Source organism: Klebsiella sp. PK18 (assembly GCF_057784655.1).
Genome location: NZ_CM173493.1, coordinates 4,016,608 through 4,034,655 on the forward strand (window position 1 = coordinate 4,016,608; position 18,048 = coordinate 4,034,655).

Annotated in this window: 16 protein-coding genes; 12 read left to right on the top strand and 4 right to left on the bottom strand. The window is 59.2% G+C overall.

Going from position 1 to position 18,048, the window contains the following annotated elements:
- Window positions 1–134 precede the first annotated feature (134 nt).
- Together fepA and entD are read left to right on the top strand one after the other, a co-directional pair.
- Window positions 135–2,363, top strand: coding sequence for a siderophore enterobactin receptor FepA (fepA, locus tag AC3EMD_RS19600; protein WP_032729591.1), 2,229 nt, complete (start codon window positions 135–137; stop codon window positions 2,361–2,363).
- Window positions 2,364–2,429: 66 nt separating this feature from the next.
- Window positions 2,430–3,059: an enterobactin synthase subunit EntD gene (gene entD, locus AC3EMD_RS19605; protein WP_302073654.1), complete on the top strand. Its 630-nt coding sequence runs from the start codon at window positions 2,430–2,432 to the stop codon at window positions 3,057–3,059.
- A gap of 34 nt (window positions 3,060–3,093) precedes the next feature.
- Here entD and AC3EMD_RS19610 read toward each other — a convergent pair whose 3' ends face one another.
- Both AC3EMD_RS19610 and AC3EMD_RS19615 read right to left on the bottom strand, forming a co-directional pair.
- Entirely contained in the window at window positions 3,094–4,029 is a 936-nt protein-coding gene (locus tag AC3EMD_RS19610) for a transketolase family protein (RefSeq protein ID WP_094284844.1), read from the bottom strand.
- Window positions 4,022–4,852, bottom strand: coding sequence for a transketolase (locus AC3EMD_RS19615; RefSeq protein ID WP_302073655.1), 831 nt, complete (start codon window positions 4,850–4,852; stop codon window positions 4,022–4,024). Before AC3EMD_RS19615 ends, AC3EMD_RS19610 begins: the two co-directional genes overlap by 8 nt.
- 374 nt (window positions 4,853–5,226) lie before the next feature.
- On the opposite strand from AC3EMD_RS19615, the gene AC3EMD_RS19620 reads away from it, so the two are divergent.
- The 8 genes from AC3EMD_RS19620 to AC3EMD_RS19655 all read left to right on the top strand — a co-directional run bounded on the left by AC3EMD_RS19620 (window position 5,227) and on the right by AC3EMD_RS19655 (window position 14,282).
- Window positions 5,227–6,177, top strand: coding sequence for a sugar-binding transcriptional regulator (locus tag AC3EMD_RS19620; RefSeq protein WP_002893602.1), 951 nt, complete (start codon window positions 5,227–5,229; stop codon window positions 6,175–6,177).
- A gap of 349 nt (window positions 6,178–6,526) precedes the next feature.
- On the top strand, window positions 6,527–8,047 hold the full coding sequence (locus tag AC3EMD_RS19625) for an FGGY family carbohydrate kinase (protein ID WP_023297200.1): 1,521 nt from the start codon (window positions 6,527–6,529) through the stop codon (window positions 8,045–8,047).
- Between the two features lie 159 nt (window positions 8,048–8,206).
- Window positions 8,207–9,142 (top strand): D-ribose ABC transporter substrate-binding protein, encoded by a 936-nt coding sequence (locus AC3EMD_RS19630; RefSeq protein ID WP_004176926.1) that lies wholly within the window; start codon window positions 8,207–8,209, stop codon window positions 9,140–9,142.
- 43 nt (window positions 9,143–9,185) lie between these two features.
- Window positions 9,186–9,806: a DUF2291 family protein gene (locus AC3EMD_RS19635; RefSeq protein WP_004176927.1), complete on the top strand. Its 621-nt coding sequence runs from the start codon at window positions 9,186–9,188 to the stop codon at window positions 9,804–9,806.
- A 1-nt stretch (window position 9,807) separates the two neighbouring features.
- On the top strand, window positions 9,808–11,352 hold the full coding sequence (locus AC3EMD_RS19640; protein WP_023339764.1) for a sugar ABC transporter ATP-binding protein: 1,545 nt from the start codon (window positions 9,808–9,810) through the stop codon (window positions 11,350–11,352).
- 17 nt (window positions 11,353–11,369) lie between these two features.
- Window positions 11,370–12,437 (top strand): ABC transporter permease, encoded by a 1,068-nt coding sequence (locus AC3EMD_RS19645; RefSeq protein ID WP_002893591.1) that lies wholly within the window; start codon window positions 11,370–11,372, stop codon window positions 12,435–12,437.
- A 60-nt stretch (window positions 12,438–12,497) separates the two neighbouring features.
- Window positions 12,498–13,295: an SDR family oxidoreductase gene (locus AC3EMD_RS19650; RefSeq protein WP_004191416.1), complete on the top strand. Its 798-nt coding sequence runs from the start codon at window positions 12,498–12,500 to the stop codon at window positions 13,293–13,295.
- Between the two features lie 201 nt (window positions 13,296–13,496).
- Complete coding sequence (locus tag AC3EMD_RS19655; protein WP_023297198.1) at window positions 13,497–14,282, top strand: SDR family oxidoreductase; 786 nt, start codon at window positions 13,497–13,499, stop codon at window positions 14,280–14,282.
- A gap of 52 nt (window positions 14,283–14,334) precedes the next feature.
- Here AC3EMD_RS19655 and AC3EMD_RS19660 read toward each other — a convergent pair whose 3' ends face one another.
- On the bottom strand, window positions 14,335–14,940 hold the full coding sequence (locus AC3EMD_RS19660; protein WP_023287352.1) for a glutathione S-transferase: 606 nt from the start codon (window positions 14,938–14,940) through the stop codon (window positions 14,335–14,337).
- A 253-nt stretch (window positions 14,941–15,193) separates the two neighbouring features.
- Here AC3EMD_RS19660 and AC3EMD_RS19665 point away from each other — a divergent pair, with 253 nt between their 5' ends.
- A complete protein-coding gene (locus AC3EMD_RS19665) occupies window positions 15,194–16,087 on the top strand; it encodes a LysR substrate-binding domain-containing protein (RefSeq protein ID WP_023297196.1) in 894 nt (297 codons plus the stop codon).
- On the opposite strand, the gene AC3EMD_RS19670 is transcribed toward AC3EMD_RS19665, so the two are convergent.
- On the bottom strand, window positions 16,084–17,340 hold the full coding sequence (locus tag AC3EMD_RS19670; RefSeq protein ID WP_008805566.1) for a mechanosensitive ion channel family protein: 1,257 nt from the start codon (window positions 17,338–17,340) through the stop codon (window positions 16,084–16,086). The two genes, AC3EMD_RS19665 and AC3EMD_RS19670, sit on opposite strands and share 4 nt — an antisense overlap.
- Window positions 17,341–17,564: 224 nt before the next feature.
- Here AC3EMD_RS19670 and ivy point away from each other — a divergent pair, with 224 nt between their 5' ends.
- A complete protein-coding gene (ivy, locus tag AC3EMD_RS19675; protein WP_008805565.1) occupies window positions 17,565–18,011 on the top strand; it encodes an Ivy family C-type lysozyme inhibitor in 447 nt (148 codons plus the stop codon).
- Window positions 18,012–18,048 lie beyond the last annotated feature (37 nt).

Below are 18,048 nucleotides of genomic sequence, written 5' to 3' on the forward strand. Positions count from 1 at the left end.
CAAAACATGTCGAAGAGAGCTTATTCAGTTAGCGACGGAGTGCCTTTGCCCTCTTCCGGCAACATTTATGCCGCCTCCCCTCCCGGTGGGAAGGGGCGTTTGGGGAACGTGGCGACTAAAGAGCAGGAATAACAATGAATAACAGGATCAAATCCCTGGCCTTGCTGGTCAATCTGGGAATTTACGGGGTTGCTTTTCCGTTAAGCGCAGCGGAAACCGCCACCGACGATAAAAACAGCGCTGCTGAAGAGACCATGGTGGTCACCGCCGCCGAGCAGAATCTGCAGGCGCCGGGCGTCTCCACCATCACCGCCGATGAGATCCGCAAACGCCCGCCGGCGCGCGACGTCTCGGAGATCATTCGCACCATGCCGGGGGTCAACCTGACCGGCAACTCCACCAGCGGCCAGCGCGGCAATAACCGCCAGATTGATATCCGCGGCATGGGTCCGGAAAACACCCTGATCCTGATCGATGGCAAGCCGGTCACCAGCCGCAATTCCGTGCGCCTTGGCTGGCGCGGCGAGCGCGACACCCGCGGCGACACCAGCTGGGTGCCGCCGGAGATGATCGAACGCATCGAAGTAATTCGCGGCCCGGCCGCCGCCCGCTACGGCAACGGCGCCGCCGGCGGGGTGGTGAATATCATCACCAAAAAAACCGGCGATGAGTGGCACGGCTCATGGAACACCTATATGAACGCCCCGGAGCACAAGGATGAAGGCTCCACCAAACGCACTAACTTCAGCCTCAGCGGCCCGCTGGGCGGCGATTTCAGCTTCCGTCTGTTCGGTAACCTCGACAAAACGCAGGCCGACGCCTGGGATATCAACCAGGGTCATCAGTCCGAACGTACCGGGATCTATGCCGACACCCTGCCTGCAGGGCGCGAAGGGGTACAAAATAAAAACATCGATGGTCTGGTGCGCTGGGAATTCGCCCCGATGCAGTCGCTGGAGTTTGAAGCCGGCTACAGCCGCCAGGGCAACCTCTACGCCGGCGACACTCAGAACACCAACACCAACGACCTGGTGAAAGAGAACTACGGTAAAGAGACCAACCGTCTGTATCGCAACACCTACTCGGTCACCTGGAACGGCGCCTGGGACAACGGGGTGACCACCAGCAACTGGGCGCAGTACGAGCGCACCCGCAACTCGCGCAAAGGCGAAGGCCTGGCCGGGGGCACCGAGGGGATCTTTAACAGTAATCAGTTCTCGGATATCGATCTGTCGGATGTGATGCTGCACAGTGAAGTCAGCATCCCGTTCGACTATCTGGTTAATCAGAACCTGACGCTGGGCAGCGAGTGGAACCAGCAGCGGATGAAGGATAACGCCTCCAACACCCAGGCGCTGTCGGGCGGCAGCATCCCGGGCTACGACAGCACTGGCCGCAGCCCGTACTCGCAGGCGGAAATCTTCTCGCTGTTCGCTGAGAACAACATGGAGCTGACCGACACCACCATGCTAACCCCGGCGCTGCGTTTCGATCATCACAGCATCGTCGGCAACAACTGGAGCCCGTCCCTCAACCTGTCGCAGGGCCTGTGGGACGACTTCACGCTGAAGATGGGTATCGCTCGCGCCTATAAAGCGCCGAGCCTGTATCAGACCAACCCGAACTACATTCTCTACAGCAAAGGCCAGGGTTGCTACGCCAGTAAATCCGGCTGCTATCTGCAGGGTAACGACGACTTAAAAGCCGAGACCAGCATCAACAAAGAGATTGGCCTCGAGTTTAAACGCGACGGTTGGCTGGCGGGCGTCACCTGGTTCCGCAACGACTACCGCAACAAGATTGAAGCGGGCTATGCCCCGGTCTATACCAACGGCAGCGGCACCGACCTCTACCAATGGGAAAACGTACCAAAAGCGGTGGTGGAAGGCCTGGAAGGGACGTTGAACGTGCCGGTGAGCGAGACCGTCAACTGGACCAACAACATCACCTATATGCTGCAGAGTAAGAACAAAGAGACCGGCGATCGTCTGTCGATTATCCCGGAATATACGCTGAACTCTACGCTGAGCTGGCAGGTACGCGATGACGTTTCGCTGCAGTCGACCTTCACCTGGTACGGCAAGCAGGAGCCGAAGAAGTACAACTACAAGGGTCAACCGGTTACCGGCAGCGAGAAGAACGAGGTCAGCCCCTACAGCATCCTCGGCCTGAGCGCGACCTGGGACGTCACCAAATACGTCAGTCTGACCGGCGGCGTGGATAACGTCTTCGACAAGCGTCACTGGCGCGCGGGCAACGCCCAGACCACCGGGGGCACCACCGGCTATATGTATGGCGCCGGTGCCGAGACCTATAACGAATCGGGCCGCACCTGGTATATGAGCGTCAACACCCACTTCTGATAGCGGCTTCTCCCTCCCCCGCCCTTGCAGGATAAAGGGCGGGGACAACCGCGGTAACCTTGTCCTATGCGCATCCATCACGCCACGCTGCCGCTGGCCGGCTATACGCTGCAGCAGATCGACTTCGACCCGGCGACTTTCCAGCCTGAAGATCTGTTCTGGCTGCCCTATCACGCCAGTCTGAGCGGCTGGGGCCGCAAGCGGCAGGCGGAGCACCTGGCCGGACGCATCGCCGCGGTGTACGCCCTGCGCGAGGTGGGGGAGAAACAGCCTCCCGCCATCGGCGACCAGCGCCAGCCGCTGTGGCCCACGCCCTGGTTCGGTAGCATCAGCCACTGCGCCCAGCGCGCGCTGGCGGTGATCGCCGATCGGCCGGTGGGCGTCGATATTGAGCGCCGGTTTACCCCCCAGATGGCGGCGGAGCTGGAGGACAGCATTATCAGTCCGGCGGAAAAAACAGCGCTGCTGCGCAGCGGCCTGCCCTTCCCGCTGGCGCTGACGCTGGCGTTTTCGGCAAAAGAGAGTGGGTTTAAGGCGACGCCTGCGGCAAATCAGCGCGCGCTGGGGTTCGCCGATTTTCAGATCTTGGACATAACGGCAAGCACCTTAGCGCTTGAGTTTGCGGAGCAACGCTATCCCTTGCACTGGATAGCGTCGGAGGAGCAGGTCATCACGCTTTGCGCATTGCAGCAGTAAACGCCCGCGCTTCACGCGACGGGCGTTCAGTCCATCAGCCCCGTTTTTGCACCAGGGCAACGATGGCGGCGGCATCAAACCCGTGGTACTGGCGCATCCAGCCGCGATCGGCGGCGGCGGCGTACTCCCCGTCCGGGATCCCCAACCGCTGCAGGGCAATGCCCCCCCCCGCTTCCGCCAGCACCTCCGCCACCAGGCTACCCAACCCGCCGTTGACGTTATGCTCTTCGACGGTGATCACTGAGCCGCACGGCCGGAGCGCCGCCAGCAGCGCCGCGGTATCGCAGGGGCGGATCGACGGCACGCTGACCACTTTCGCCTGGATACCGAGGTCGGCAAGCTGCTGCGCCGCCTCCACCACTTCATGCACCGTCGAACCGGTGGCCACCAGCGCGACGTCCTCGCCTTCGCGCAGGGTCAACACGGCGCCGGGAACAAAGCGATACGACTCGTCAAGCAGCTCCGGCAGCGCCTTGCCATCGAGACGAATATAGACCGGGCCCTGATAAGCAAGAGCATAGTCGATGATCTGCCGACATTCGCGCGGCGTGGAGGGGGCGAAGATCTGGATATTGCCAAAGCCGCGCATCACCGCCAGATCGTCAATGGCATGGTGGGTGCTGGCCAGCGGGCCGTAGCTGGCTCCGGCGTTAAGGCCGAACAGCTTGACGTTGGTGTTGTTGTAGCAGACATCCACTTTGATTTGCTCATTGGCCCGCGAGATAAGAAACGGCGCGGCGTTACAGGTCACCGCCACTTTGCCGCCCAGCGCCAGACCGGCGGCGGTGCCGACCATGCTCTGCTCAGCGATGCCGACGTTCACCAGCCGACCGGGAAACTGCTTAATAAAGGGGGCGATTTTAGCCGTCGACGTGGAGTCGGCCACCACCGGCACCAGATCGACACCGCTTTCCACGGCGGCGATAAAGGCCTCGACCATGACGTTAGCCAGGTGTTCTGTATTACTCATCTTTCAGTTCCTCCAGCGCCAGAGCGATCTCTTCGCCTTTCGGCACCCGGTGGTGCCACTCCGGGCGCCCCTGGATAAAGGAGATCCCCGCGCCTTTCGTGGTGTTGGCAATAATAACGTTCGGTTTACCGTTCTGCTGTAGCCCCTCGATGGCCGCGACCACCGAGGCCATGTCGTTACCCTGGCATTCGCTGACTTCCATACCGAACGCGCGCCATTTATCGGCCAGCGGATCGGTATTCATGATTTCGCGCGTCGGCCCGGCCAGCTGGAGGTTGTTCTTATCATTAATAATGACCAGGTTATCCAGACCGTAGTGCGCCGCCGCCAGGGCGGCTTCCCAGTTGCTCCCCTCCGCCAGCTCGCCGTCGCCAGTGATCAAAAAAATGCGGCGGGTGCTGTTGCTTTTCTTCGCGGCCAGCGCCAGCCCCACCGCAACAGGCAAACCGTGACCCAGCGCGCCGGTGTTGAGCTCGATGCCCGGCGTTTTCTGCCGCACCGGGTGGCCGGGGAGATGGGAGTTGGCATGCTGGTAGGTCTCCAGCCACTCGACCGGGAAGAATCCCGCTTCCGCCAGGACGCAGTAGTAGCAGCCCACCGCATGGCCTTTCGACTGGATGTAGATATCGCGCTGCGGGTCGTCGAGCCGGTCCGGCGCGACGTTAAGGACGCGGAAATAGAGCGCGGTTAACAGTTCGACCTGCGAAAGGTCAGCCCCGGTGTGGCCGCCGGCCGGACTATTGGCGTTTAAGCGCACAATATGGCGCCGCACCACGCGGGCTTTACGCTCCAGCGTCTGAATATCATATCTGTAGGGATTCATTTCACACCTCTGAATTTATTTTCAGCATGGAATATTTATTCCAGCAAGGACTAAAAAAACCAGATATCCCCATGCCGGGTGGTAAGCCTTCTGCCACAGCGCCCTACTCAGGAACATTCTGCCTCCCGCTCCGGGCGAAGCCCGGATAAACACATTGACTCGAAATCGCCTTGAATATATATTCAATAATGATTCTTTATTCGATTATGGCCTGGCTGTTTTGTTTTTGTCCATAGTCGATTTTGAGGATTGGCAAAAGTTAGACGCCTGTCACACTTAAGTCTGATTTTTTTTCGCGTATGATAAAAGTCACTACGATAATGGCTGCAGCTAACCGCCTGAAGAAAGGCGATAAATGATTTTCGAGGATTAATATGGCTAAGCAGGATGAACAACGGCTATTGGTTAAGATTGCCACGCTTTACTATCTGGAAGGACGAAAGCAGTCTGATATCGCCCAACTTCTCTCGCTGTCTCAGTCATTTGTCTCCCGCGCCATTACCCGCTGCCAGAAAGAAGGCGTCGTCAAGATCAGCGTCGTTCAGCCGTCCAACATCTTTCTGAAGCTCGAAAAAGGGCTTGAGGATCGCTACGGCCTTAAGCAGGCGGTGGTGGTGGATACCGAGGAAGAGGCCAGCGATCATACCATCAAGCGGGCGATTGGCTCCGCTGCCGCCCACTATCTGGAAACCCGGCTGCGGCCAAAAGATCTGATTGGCGTCTCCTCGTGGAGCTCAACCATTCGCGCGATGGTCGATGAAGTTCATGCGCAAAACCTGAAAGCCAGCGGCGTGATCCAGCTGCTCGGCGGCGTCGGGCCAAACGGTAACGTGCAGGCGACGATTCTTACCCAGACCCTCGCCCAGCGCCTGAATTGCGACGCCTGGCTGCTGCCGTCACAGAGCATCGAGGGATCCATGGAGGAGCGCAACCGGCTGCTGGCCAGCAAAGACGTCGCTGACGTGGTGTCGCGCTTTGATGAAGTGGATATCGCCATCGTCGGCATCGGCATTCTCGAACCCTCTCAACTGCTGAAAACCTCCGGTAACTACTATCACGAAGATATGCTGCAGGTGCTGGCGGCGCGCGGCGCGGTGGGTGATATCTGCCTGCACTACTACGACAAAAACGGCCATCCGGTGTTACGCGATGATGAAGATCCGGTGATCGGTATGGCGCTGGAGAAGGTCAAAAAATGCCCGAACGTGGTCGCGCTGGCCGGCGGTACCGATAAAGTCGCGGCCATCAAAGGCGCCCTCACCGGCGGCTACATTGATGTTTTAATCACCGATTATCCTACCGCTCGCATGCTGGTTAGCGACTAACCTGCCGCGCTGCTTTTCCTCACTTCCGCCCTGACGTGCTTTTTTAGCTTCAGGGCTGACTCTATTAATACATTTAAATTCAATCAGTTAATCAACCACTCCAGCCGCCAACTGCCGCTTTCACCGATCGGCGAAATGTGATTGCCAGCACAATTGATGATTTTTCCGGTAGCCCGTCACCGGGTTTGTGGCTTAAGGTATCAAATAAATAATCACTATCGAATATATATTCAGTGATTAAAAAGATGATAACGAAATGTCACAACATGGCCTGCACAGACGCAGGAGACGGTGGGAGATATTCCTCGTCTTCGCGGTTCCAGGACACCGAGTGACCGAGGAGAGCACGATGCAGGCGACAGCAAAAGAGTTCATCATTGCCCTGGATGAAGGCACCACCAACGCCAAAGCGGTGGTGCTGGATAGCCGGGGCAAAGTTATCGTCAAATTCTCGCAGCCGCTGGCGATCCAAACGCCGCGCGACGGCTGGGTGGAGCAATCGGGCGAAGCGCTGGTTACCGCCTCGCTGGCGGTGATCGCCAGCGCGGTGGCCCACGTTGGCGCGGAAAACGTCGCCGCGCTGGCCATCAGCAACCAGCGGGAAACCGCCATCGGCTGGTATCGCGACAGCGGCGAACCGATTAACGCGGCCATTACCTGGCAATGCACCCGCAGCGCCGCGTTCTGCGACACACTGCGTCACGATCGTCAGGAACAGCACATTAAGCGTGCCACCGGCCTGCCAATCGCCCCGCTGTTCTCGGCCTCCAAAATGCGCTGGCTGCTGGATGCGACTGTCGATGGCCACCTGCGCGCCGAACGCGGTGAGATTTGCCTCGGCACCATCGACAGCTGGCTGCTGTGGAATCTGACCGCTGGAGAAGCCTTCTGCTGCGACTACTCCAATGCCGCCCGCACCCAGCTGCTGAACCTGCACCGCGGCGAGTGGGACGACGAGATGCTGGCGCTGTTCGGCATTCCGCGCGCGGCGTTGCCGGACATTAAACCGTCGAGCGGCCTCTTCGGCCATACCAGAGGACTGGCCGCCATTCCGGACGGTATTCCGATCATGGCGATGATCGGCGACTCCCACGCGGCACTGTTCGGCCACGCGCTCGGCGAGGCAGGCTGCGTCAAAGCCACCTACGGCACCGGCTCTTCGGTCATGGCCCCGGTCAAATCGGCGAAGTGCGATATCGACGCGCTGGCGACCACTGTCGCCTGGCACGATGGCGACCAGCTGGTGTGGGGCCTGGAAGGGAATATTCCTCACACCGGCGATGCCGTCGCCTGGATGGCGGACAGCACCGGCCTGAGCGAACTCTCTGCCGCCGAGCTGGCCCATGAGCTGAATACCCTCCCCGCCTCCGTCGACTCAACCCTCGGGGTCTACTTCGTGCCGGCGCTGACCGGTCTTGGCGCCCCCTGGTGGGACGACAGCGCCCGCGGCGTGATTTGCGGCCTGAGTCGCGGGGTGAAGCGCGCGCATCTGATCCGTGCGGCGCTGGAGTCCATCACCTATCAGATAGCCGACGTGGTGGTGGCGATGCGTCAGCATGAGGAGTTCACCCTGACGGCGCTGATGGTGGACGGCGGGCCGACCAACAATGACTGGCTGATGCAATACCAGGCCGATCTGCTCGGCTGCCCGGTGATGCGCAGCGACGTGCCGGAGCTGTCCGCCATCGGCGCGGCGTTGCTGGCCCGCAAAGCGCTCCATCCGGGGTCGACCGCCGATCTGCAGGCCTTCTTAACCGAACACAGCACCTTTCAGCCCGACATGGCCCGCCACCAGCGCTTACAAACGCGCTGGCAGGAGTGGCGCCATGCGGTCGACCGAACATTATGGAAACCGGACTCGCCAGCCTGACCGCCAGACTGCGCGACGACACGCATTCACTTATCACAGGAGAAACCCGGCCCATAACGATATCGCTATCCCCGAATACATCAGGGGAAATTTCAGACCGTAAAAGCCTGCCCGCTCAGGGGCTCATTTGTTCGAATATAAAAATACAGGAACAGAGTCATGAAATTACGTATAACCCTTTTAACCGCTGCTACCCTGACCGCCTTCTCCTTTGCCGCGCACGCCGCGGAGAAAGGCACCATTATGATCATGGTCAACTCGCTGGATAACCCGTATTACGCCTCGGAAGCCAAAGGCGCCAGCGAAAAAGCCCAGGCGCTCGGCTATAAAACTACCGTGCTGTCCCATGGCGAAGATGTCAAAAAGCAGAATGAGCTTATCGACACCGCGATTGGTAAAAAAGTGCAGGGCATTATTCTCGATAACGCTGATTCCACCGCCAGCGTCGCCGCCATTGAAAAAGCCAAAAAAGCCGGCATTCCGGTGGTCTTAATTAACCGCGAAATTCCGGTTGATGATGTGGCGCTGGAACAAATTACCCACAATAACTTCCAGGCCGGCTCTGAGGTCGCCAACGTCTTCGTGGAAAAAATGGCGGAGAAAGGCAAATACGCCGAGCTGACCTGCAACCTCGCCGATAATAACTGCGTCACCCGTTCTAAATCTTTCCATCAGGTCATTGACCAGTATCCGGATATGGTCAGCGTGGCGAAACAGGATGCCAAAGGCACCCTGATCGACGGCAAACGCATCATGGACAGCATCCTGCAGGCTCACCCCGACGTGAAAGGCGTCATCTGTGGCAACGGGCCGGTAGCCCTCGGCGCGATTGCGGCGCTGAAAGCAGCCAACCGTAGCGATGTGATCGTCGTCGGCATCGACGGCAGCAACGATGAGCGCGACGCCGTGAAAGCCGGCACCCTGCAGGCAACCGTGATGCTGCAGGCGCAGGCCATCGCCGCTCAGGGCGTCACCGATCTGGATAACTACCTGCAAAAAGGCGAGAAGCCGGCGAAGCAGCGCGTGATGTTCCGCGGCATTCTGATTACCCAGGATAACGCCGATAAAGTCCAGGATTTCAACATTAAGTCCTGAGTTCGGGTGGTTGCGCCCCCGCGGGGGCGCAGAGGAGAGCATTATGTTTAAGAAAACCTGTCTGACGCTGGCCGTACTGGCGCTAGGGGGCTGTCGCATCGTCTCGCAGCAGGAGCTGGCAGACCTGAAATCCCCGCCCAACCCGCATATGGCGAATATGGATAAAACCTGGCAGCAGAGCATCGTACCGCAGGTGGTGACGAAAGCGCGTCCGGCGGCGGAACTGATGAGCGCGCTCAAGGCGGCAAAAGACATTGATAGCGCCTGTAAAACCCTCGGCTACCGTGCGCAGGATGAAAACCCCTGCATCTTCTACGTCAAGGTTTCAGGCACCGTCAGCAAACTCGATACCGCCTCGCGCAGCGGCAAAATGACCCTGTCCGACGCCAGCGTCGGCAAGGTGACGGTGCAGATTGGCCCTACCCTGCGCGGCACCCAGCTGCGCGACGGCTACAGCGGCGCCAGCTATCAGGACTTTAATGACCAGGTGCTGTTCGGCGAGTACAGCAAGAATATCAACAGTCAGGCGGTCAAAATGATTCAGACAGCCAACGTCAAAACCGGCGATAGCGTGGAGGTGTACGGCGTCTTCTCGGCCTGGGATATTCCGCAAACTCTCCCGGAAATTACCCCGGCGAAAATCATTCATGCGGGGGGACAATAATATGGCGCCGCACGATCTCGTCGCTCTCCAGCCCGTTGAGTCCGAAGTGATTATCGAAACCCGCGGCCTTTCGCGCGTCTATCCCGGCGTGACCGCCCTGGATAATGTCAATTACCGGGTCTATCGAAATAAGGTCAACGTGCTGATCGGAGAAAATGGTGCGGGTAAATCCACCATGATGAAAATGCTTGCCGGTGTGGAAACGCCCTCTTCCGGGCAAATTATTCTCGATGGCGAAGCGGTTTCATTACAGTCGACGCATCAGGCAGAAAAACTGGGCATCAGTATTATTTTTCAGGAACTGAATTTATTCCCCAATATGAATGTGATGGACAACATCTTCATGGCGAATGAATTCTTTCAGAAAGGACGCATTAACGAAAAATACCAGTACGCGCTGGCCAAATCGCTGCTGGAACGGCTGGAGCTGGATGTCGATCCTTATGCTCCGCTGGGTGAACTCGGTATCGGCCACCAGCAGTTAGTCGAGATTGCCCGCGCCCTGTCGAAAGACACCCGGGTGCTGATCATGGACGAGCCCACCTCGGCGCTCAGCCAGTCTGAGGTCAAAGTGCTGTTCAAGGTGATCGCGCAGCTTAAACGCCGCGGCGTGACCATCATCTATATCTCGCATCGCCTCGAAGAGCTGATGGAGATTGGCGACAACATCACCATTTTCCGCGACGGTCGTTTTATCAGCGAGCGTCACGTCAGCGACGCCAGCGTTCCGTGGATCATCGAGCAGATGGTCGGTGATAAGAAAAAACACTTTGATTATCAACCGGCGCCGAAAGGCGACGCAGTGCTTGACGTCAAAGGGCTGACCGCGCTGCATCCGAGCGGCGGCTACAAACTTAATGACGTCACCTTCACCCTCAGCAAAGGCGAAGTGATCGGTATTTACGGCCTGCTGGGCGCCGGGCGCACCGAGCTGTTTAAAGGCCTGGTGGGCTTGATGCCCTGCCAGCGCGGCGAGGTGCATCTTAACGGCGAAAGCATCGGCAAATCTCGCTTTCAACAGCGCCTGAAAAAGGGGCTGGCGCTGGTGCCGGAGGACCGTCAGGGCGAAGGCGTGGTGCAGATGATGTCGATTCAGGCCAACATGACGCTCTCTGATTTCAGCCTGCAGGGGTTCCGCCGCGCCTGGCGCTGGTTGAATCCGCAGAAAGAAGAGTCCTGCGTGAAAGAGATGATCCAGCAGCTGGCGATCAAGGTCAGCGACGCCACATTGCCCATCACCTCGCTGAGCGGCGGCAATCAACAAAAAGTGGTGCTGGGTAAAGCGCTGATGACCCAGCCGCAGGTGGTGTTCCTCGACGAACCGACGCGCGGCATCGACGTCGGCGCGAAAACCGACGTCTATCACCTGATCGGCAAAATGGCCCAGCAGGGGCTGGCGGTGATGTTCTCATCTTCGGAGCTGGATGAGGTGATGGCCCTTGCCGACCGCATCCTGGTGATGGCCGATGGCCGCATTACCGCCGATCTACCGCGTCACGCGGTGACCCGCGAACAGTTAATCGCGGCTTCAACACCTCAAGATTAATCAGGCTGGAATCCATCATGAACCAGAAATATATGATTTATATGTACCTGCTGAAGGCCCGCACCTTTATCGCCCTCCTGCTGGTGATCGCGTTCTTCAGCGTGATGGTACCCAACTTCCTGACCGCCTCTAACCTGCTGATCATGACCCAGCACGTGGCGATCACCGGCCTGCTGGCCATCGGCATGACGCTGGTCATTCTCACCGGCGGCATTGACCTGTCCGTCGGCGCGGTGGCGGGGATCTGCGGCATGGTGGCGGGCGCGCTGCTGACCAACGGCCTGCCGCTGTGGAACGGCGATATCCTCTTCTTTAATGTCCCGGAGGTGATCCTCTGCGTGGCGATCTTCGGCGTGCTGGTCGGTCTGGTCAACGGCGCGGTGATCACCCGCTTCGGCGTGGCGCCGTTTATCTGCACCTTAGGCATGATGTACGTCGCCCGCGGCTCCGCGCTGCTGTTTAACGACGGGAGCACCTACCCGAATCTCAATGGCATGGAAGCGCTGGGCAACACCGGTTTCGCCACCCTCGGCTCCGGCACCCTGCTCGGCGTCTATCTGCCGATCTGGCTGATGATCGGCTTCCTCGTGCTGGGCTACTGGCTGACCACCAAAACGCCGCTTGGCCGCTACATCTACGCCATCGGCGGCAACGAATCCGCCGCCCGCCTCGCCGGCGTGCCGATCGTGAAAGCGAAAATATTCGTCTATGCCTTCTCCGGCCTGTGCGCGGCGTTTGTCGGCCTGATCGTCGCATCACAGCTGCAAACCGCGCACCCGATGACCGGCAACATGTTTGAGATGGACGCCATCGGCGCCACCGTGCTCGGCGGCACTGCGCTGGCCGGCGGCCGCGGCCGGGTGACCGGGTCCATTATCGGCGCCTTCGTCATCGTCTTCCTTGCCGACGGCATGGTGATGATGGGCGTTAGCGACTTCTGGCAGATGGTGATTAAAGGCGTGGTGATCGTCACCGCTGTGGTCGTCGACCAGTTCCAGCAGAAGTTGCAGAGCAAGGTCATCCTGATGCGCCGCCACGAGGAGAAACTGGCCGCCATCCCCCCCAACGGCGCCACCTCCAGCTAACCGGCAACGATTCACATCTTCCGCCGGGCCTGGTGCCCGGCTCAGCGAAAGGGAAAAAATATGCAACGAGATTTCCAGAACAAAACGGTGGTGATCACCGGCGCCTGCCGCGGCATCGGCGCAGGTATTGCGGAGCGCTTTGCCCGCGACGGCGCGAATCTGGTGATGGTCTCCAACGCCGAGCGCGTTCACGAGACCGCCGAAACTCTGCGTCAGCGCTATCAGGCGGATATTTTATCGCTGCAGGTCGATGTCACCGATGAAGCCCAGGTGCAGTCGCTGTATGAGCAGGCCGCCGCGCGCTTCGGCACCATTGACGTCTCCATTCAGAACGCCGGGGTGATCACCATCGATTACTACGACCGGATGCCAAAAGCCGATTTCGAAAAAGTGCTGGCGGTCAACACCACCGGCGTGTGGCTGTGCTGCCGCGAGGCGGCCAAATATATGGTGAAACAGAATCACGGCAGCCTGATCAATACCTCTTCCGGCCAGGGGCGACAGGGCTTTATCTACACGCCGCATTATGCCGCCAGCAAAATGGGCGTGATCGGCATTACCCAAAGCCTGGCTCACGAGCTGGCGCCGTGGAATATCACCGTCAACGCCTTCTGCCCGGGCATTATTGAAAGCGAAATGTGGGATTACAACGATCGCGTGTGGGGCGAAATTCTCAGCACCGAGCAGAAGCGCTACGGCAAGGGCGAACTGATGGCCGAGTGGGTCGAGGGCATTCCGATGAAACGCGCCGGTAAACCGGAAGACGTGGCCGGGCTGGTGGCCTTCCTCGCCTCCGACGACGCGCGCTATCTCACCGGGCAGACCATCAATATCGATGGCGGTTTGATTATGTCGTAATCCCCCGCGGGTTAGCGGGCCCCATCGCCCGAATAAGGCGTCCCGCATTGGCGCCACCACGCCGGGACGGCCCCCCGGTGGCGCTTCGCTTACCGGGGCTACGTAACACCGCCGAAAGGTTGCCCGGATAAGGCGCTACGCGCCGCCATTCGGGAAACAGGGCTCCCGACGTTCGACACTATATTGAAGAGAGTAAACATTATGATCGGTAAAGATTTTGCACAGCAGCTGTTTAACCTGCAGGGGCGCGTCGCCTTCGTCACCGGCGCCGGCAGCGGTATCGGCCAGACCATCGCCTGCAGCCTCGCCAGCGCGGGTGCGCGGGTAGTCTGTTTTGATCTTCGCGACGACGGCGGGCTGGCAGAAACGGTCAGCCATATTGAATCCATCGGCGGTCAGGCTTGTTCTTATACCGGCGATGTCCGCCAGATTGCCGACCTGCGCGCCGCCGTCGCGCTGGCCAAAAACCGCTTTGGCCGCCTCGACATCGCCGTCAACGCCGCCGGGATCGCCAACGCCAATCCGGCGCTGGAGATGGAGAGCGAGCAATGGCAGCGGGTGATCGATATCAATCTCACCGGCGTATGGAACTCCTGCAAAGCGGAAGCGGAACTGATGCTGGAGTCCGGCGGCGGGTCGATTATCAATATCGCCTCGATGTCGGGGATTATCGTTAACCGCGGCCTCGACCAGGCACATTACAACTGCTCTAAAGCCGGCGTGATCCATCTGTCGAAAAGCCTGGCGATGGAGTGGGTGGGCAAAGGGATCCGCGTCAATTCCATCAGCCCGGGATATACCGCCACGCCGATGAATACCCGTCCGGAGATGGTGCACCAGACCCGCGAGTTTGAAAGCCAGACGCCGATGCAGCGAATGGCGAAGGTGGAAGAGATGGCCGGCCCGGCGCTGTTCCTCGCCAGCGACGCCGCCTCGTTCTGCACCGGCGTAGACCTGGTGGTCGACGGCGGGTTTGTCTGCTGGTGATCCTCTCCTGCTTCAGGGCGCCACGCTGCGGCGCCCCTCTCCATCCCTGCCGTTAAACCAGCGGATACTGTTGAAATACCGGCAGCGCCTCCCCCTTCTCCGCCAGCGCGCGGATATGAGGAAACGCCGCTGCCGACACCACCGCCGGGATCATCAACTGGATAAAGGACCAGACCACCGTGCTGGTGACCAGCACCTGATCCGGCTGCGCGGCGGCGGCGCGGTCTGCCAGCCGGGCGTCCCATTCCCGACAGGCGGCGAGCAGTTGGCCGGTCACCCGGGCTATCCACGGCTGATGCTGCTTCTCTTCCGGCCGCAGACGGTGCTCATAAACATGCTGGACCGCTTTTTCACTGGCGGCGAGGATCACCCCCAGCAGGTGCAGATCGCGGGCCAGCGCCTCGGGATGCGCGGGAAGCAGCCGGCGCCCGGTGGGATTGGTCGTTTCGAAATAGTGGAGGATCAGGGTGGAGTCCATCAGTTGCGTCCCGTTATCGAGCACCACCGTCGGCGCCTTGACCACCGGATTAATACGGGAAAATTCGTCAAAGCCGCTAAAGACCGAGAGCGGCAGGCTCTCGAATTCCACGCCATAGAGCGCCAGAGAAACCGCCACGCGTCTTACATAAGGTGAATCCATCATACCAATGAGTTTCATCGTCACTCCTGCCTGCGATAAAGGGGTTGCGGCTTTACCTTACTGGAAAACCGAGGCCGCGAATATCACGGGATACTTACCGCAATGGTTAGTCAAACTAACAGATTGGCGATTCGCGGTAGCCCTCCAGTTCCCCTTGTGCTATACCGACTGAGGCAGCATTTGCCTCCTTTTCAGCCTGTTTGCAGCGGCTTTAAAAGCCGCTAACCCGGTAGTAACGTTAACGTATCGACTCACTGACAGAGAAACCACCATGGCAGATTTTCCCCCTGTCGCCAGCCTGCGCAGCTTTGAGGCGGTGGCGCGCCTCGGCAGCGTGACGCAGGCCGCCCACGAGTTGAGCGTGACCCATTCGGCGGTCAGCCAGCATATCAAACAGCTGGAAGCGCTGGTCGGCGTCACGCTCTTTATCCGCCACGGCCGCGGGGTGCGCATCACGGAAGAAGGCCGGCTCTATGCCCTGCAAATCCGCGAGGCGTTACAGCACATCGCCGACGCCACGCGCATGGTGCAGATCAAACCCCGCACCCTGGAAGTGACCCTGGCGACGCTCCCCTCCTTTGGCTGCCACTGGCTGCTGCCGCGGCTGGCGCGCTTTCAGGCGCGGCATCCGCAGATCGCGGTGCGCCTGCTGACCAGCCTGGCGGTGGTTAACCTGCAACAGGAGGGTATTGATCTGGCCATTCGCATGGGGCAAGGCGACTGGGAGGGGATGGAAAGCCGGCATCTGTTTGCCGATGAACAACTGGTGGTGGCCGCGCCGCATTATCGCAGCGGCGACCTGCCGACCACCCCGCAGGCGATCGCCGCCAGCGATATTATTTTTTCCATGGAGTCCTGGCATGCCTGGTGCAGCCAGGCGGGACTGGAAAAGCCGATCGTCCCCGCGGGCCTGCGTCTGAACGACTCCAATCTGGTGCTGGAGGCGGTCCGCCTGGGGGCCGGCGTAGCGCTGGAGCGGCGCTCGCTGGTGGCGGGGGCGATAGCCCGCGGCGAGCTGGTGCAGCTCACCGCCGTCACCGTCCCCTACCCCTGGCACTACTGGCTGACCCTCTCCCCACAGGCGGAGAACCGGCCGGAAGTCGCCCGGTTCATCGCCTGGCTGGAGGAGGAGATCGCCCTCTGGCGCCAGCAGATCAGCGCTTAGCCTTCAGCCGACGGCGGCAACCCTGTCCGGGCGGCATGCTCCTGGGAGAGACGCCAGAAATCGTGCCCGGCGGGATACTGATAGAGGCGCAGGGAGAACTGCCCGGCCACGGCGGTAATGTACTCAAATATCGCCGACTGGGTGTTTTCGTAGTCTTTCCACAGCGTCGAGGAGGTGAAGCAGTAAATCTCCAGCGGGATGCCCGACGGCGACGGTTTCAGCGTTCTCGCCACAATGTACATCTCCTTAATAATATCCGGTCGCTCGGCGAGATAGTGCATCAGATAGTGGCGAAACAGGGTCAGGTTGGTCAGCCCGTTATCGACAAACCAGCGGTCGGCCACGCCGCCGGGATCCCGGCCATCAAGCAGCGTGCCCAAAGGCTCACTCACCCCGCGGATGGTCAGCATCGAGGAGAGCATCTCCTGGTCGAGAAAACGCACCGAGTGCTGATCGATGGCGATACTGCGCATGATCCGCCGCGCCCCGGAGGAGAACATCGCCTGCCAGTTGGTATAGGTCTCGGTGAGGAAATTCTTGGTCGGGATGCGGGAGATCGTATTGTCCCAGTTGCGGATGGTAATGGTGTGCAGCGCGATATCCGTCACTTCACCGCTGAGGTTCTTGTCAGGCATTTCAATCCAGTCCCCCAGCTGGAGAACGTCGTTAGACGACAACTGAACGTTCGCCACCAGCGACAGCAGGGTATGCTGGAACACGATCATCAGCACCGCCGCCACGGCCCCCAGACTGGAGATAATAATGATCGGCGATTTGTTCGACATCACGGCGAGGATCATAATCGCCGCCAGGATGTGAACTAAGATTTTGCCTATCTGGATATAGCCCTTAATGGAATGATTTTTACGTTTGGTCTTTCGCAGATAAGAGCTGTTGACAATATCCAGCATCTCGTTGAAAAACACCGACATAAAAATAAAAAACAAGATCCCGCAGATGGTATTAATCGCCGTCACCAGCGATGCCGGCATCGCCGGCATAAACTGCAGGACGTAATAGACGATAATAACCGGAATGAAATTGGACAGTTTTTCGGCGATGCGTCGATCCTTCTCCAGCGGCACATCCTGTTTGTGGCTACTAAAGAAGACCTTACGCACCACTTTAATCAGCAAGAACTTGCATAAAAGATGGGCAAATATGCCGGAGACCAGCAGCAGAATAAGATTAAACCCCACCGCCAGCGCCGGATTACTCTCAATAAACGTCAGTAGATGATTCACATACGCCATGCTTTATCGCCTGAATAACTATGCCATTTCGCTGACTGCTTTATCACAAGGGCATATATTTGGAAAATAAATCAATCCGCATCATGGCATATCGCTTAGCGTAACGTCCATGCGCGCACCGCTTCTAATCATTCACAGAAAATATGTCAGAGTTTGCATTAATCATTCCCTACGCTCACTATAAAGAGGCTTGTTATGAGGACGGAATAAGTCCAGGAGGAAACATGTTTAAAGCGCTTACCGCTATCATCACCTTAGCCGCCTCCGCCAGCGTCATGGCGCAAGGCGATGTCACGTTGAACAGTCTGGCCCACGATGCCGCCACCCGGGCGTCGTTTAACCAGATGGTCAAAGGCCATCAGCTGCCCGCCTGGGTAACCACCGGCGGCACCGGTTCACCGGCGCAGACGGTGAAACTGGGTAGCGAATCCTGGCAGGTGTTAAGCGCCTGCAAACCCCACGACTGCGGCCATGAACGTATCGCGGTGATCTGGTCGGAGAAAAGCCAACAGATGTCCGGCGTTTACTCGGTGGTCGATGAAAAAACCGACCAGGAGAAGCTGACCTGGCTTAACGTCAGCGATGCCCTGTCCATCGATGGCAAAACCGTGCTGTTTGCCGCCCTCAGCGGTAGCCTCGACAACCATCCGGACGCCTTTAACTACCCGTAACCGCCCGTCGCCCCCGTCAGCCTTTTCCCGACGGGGG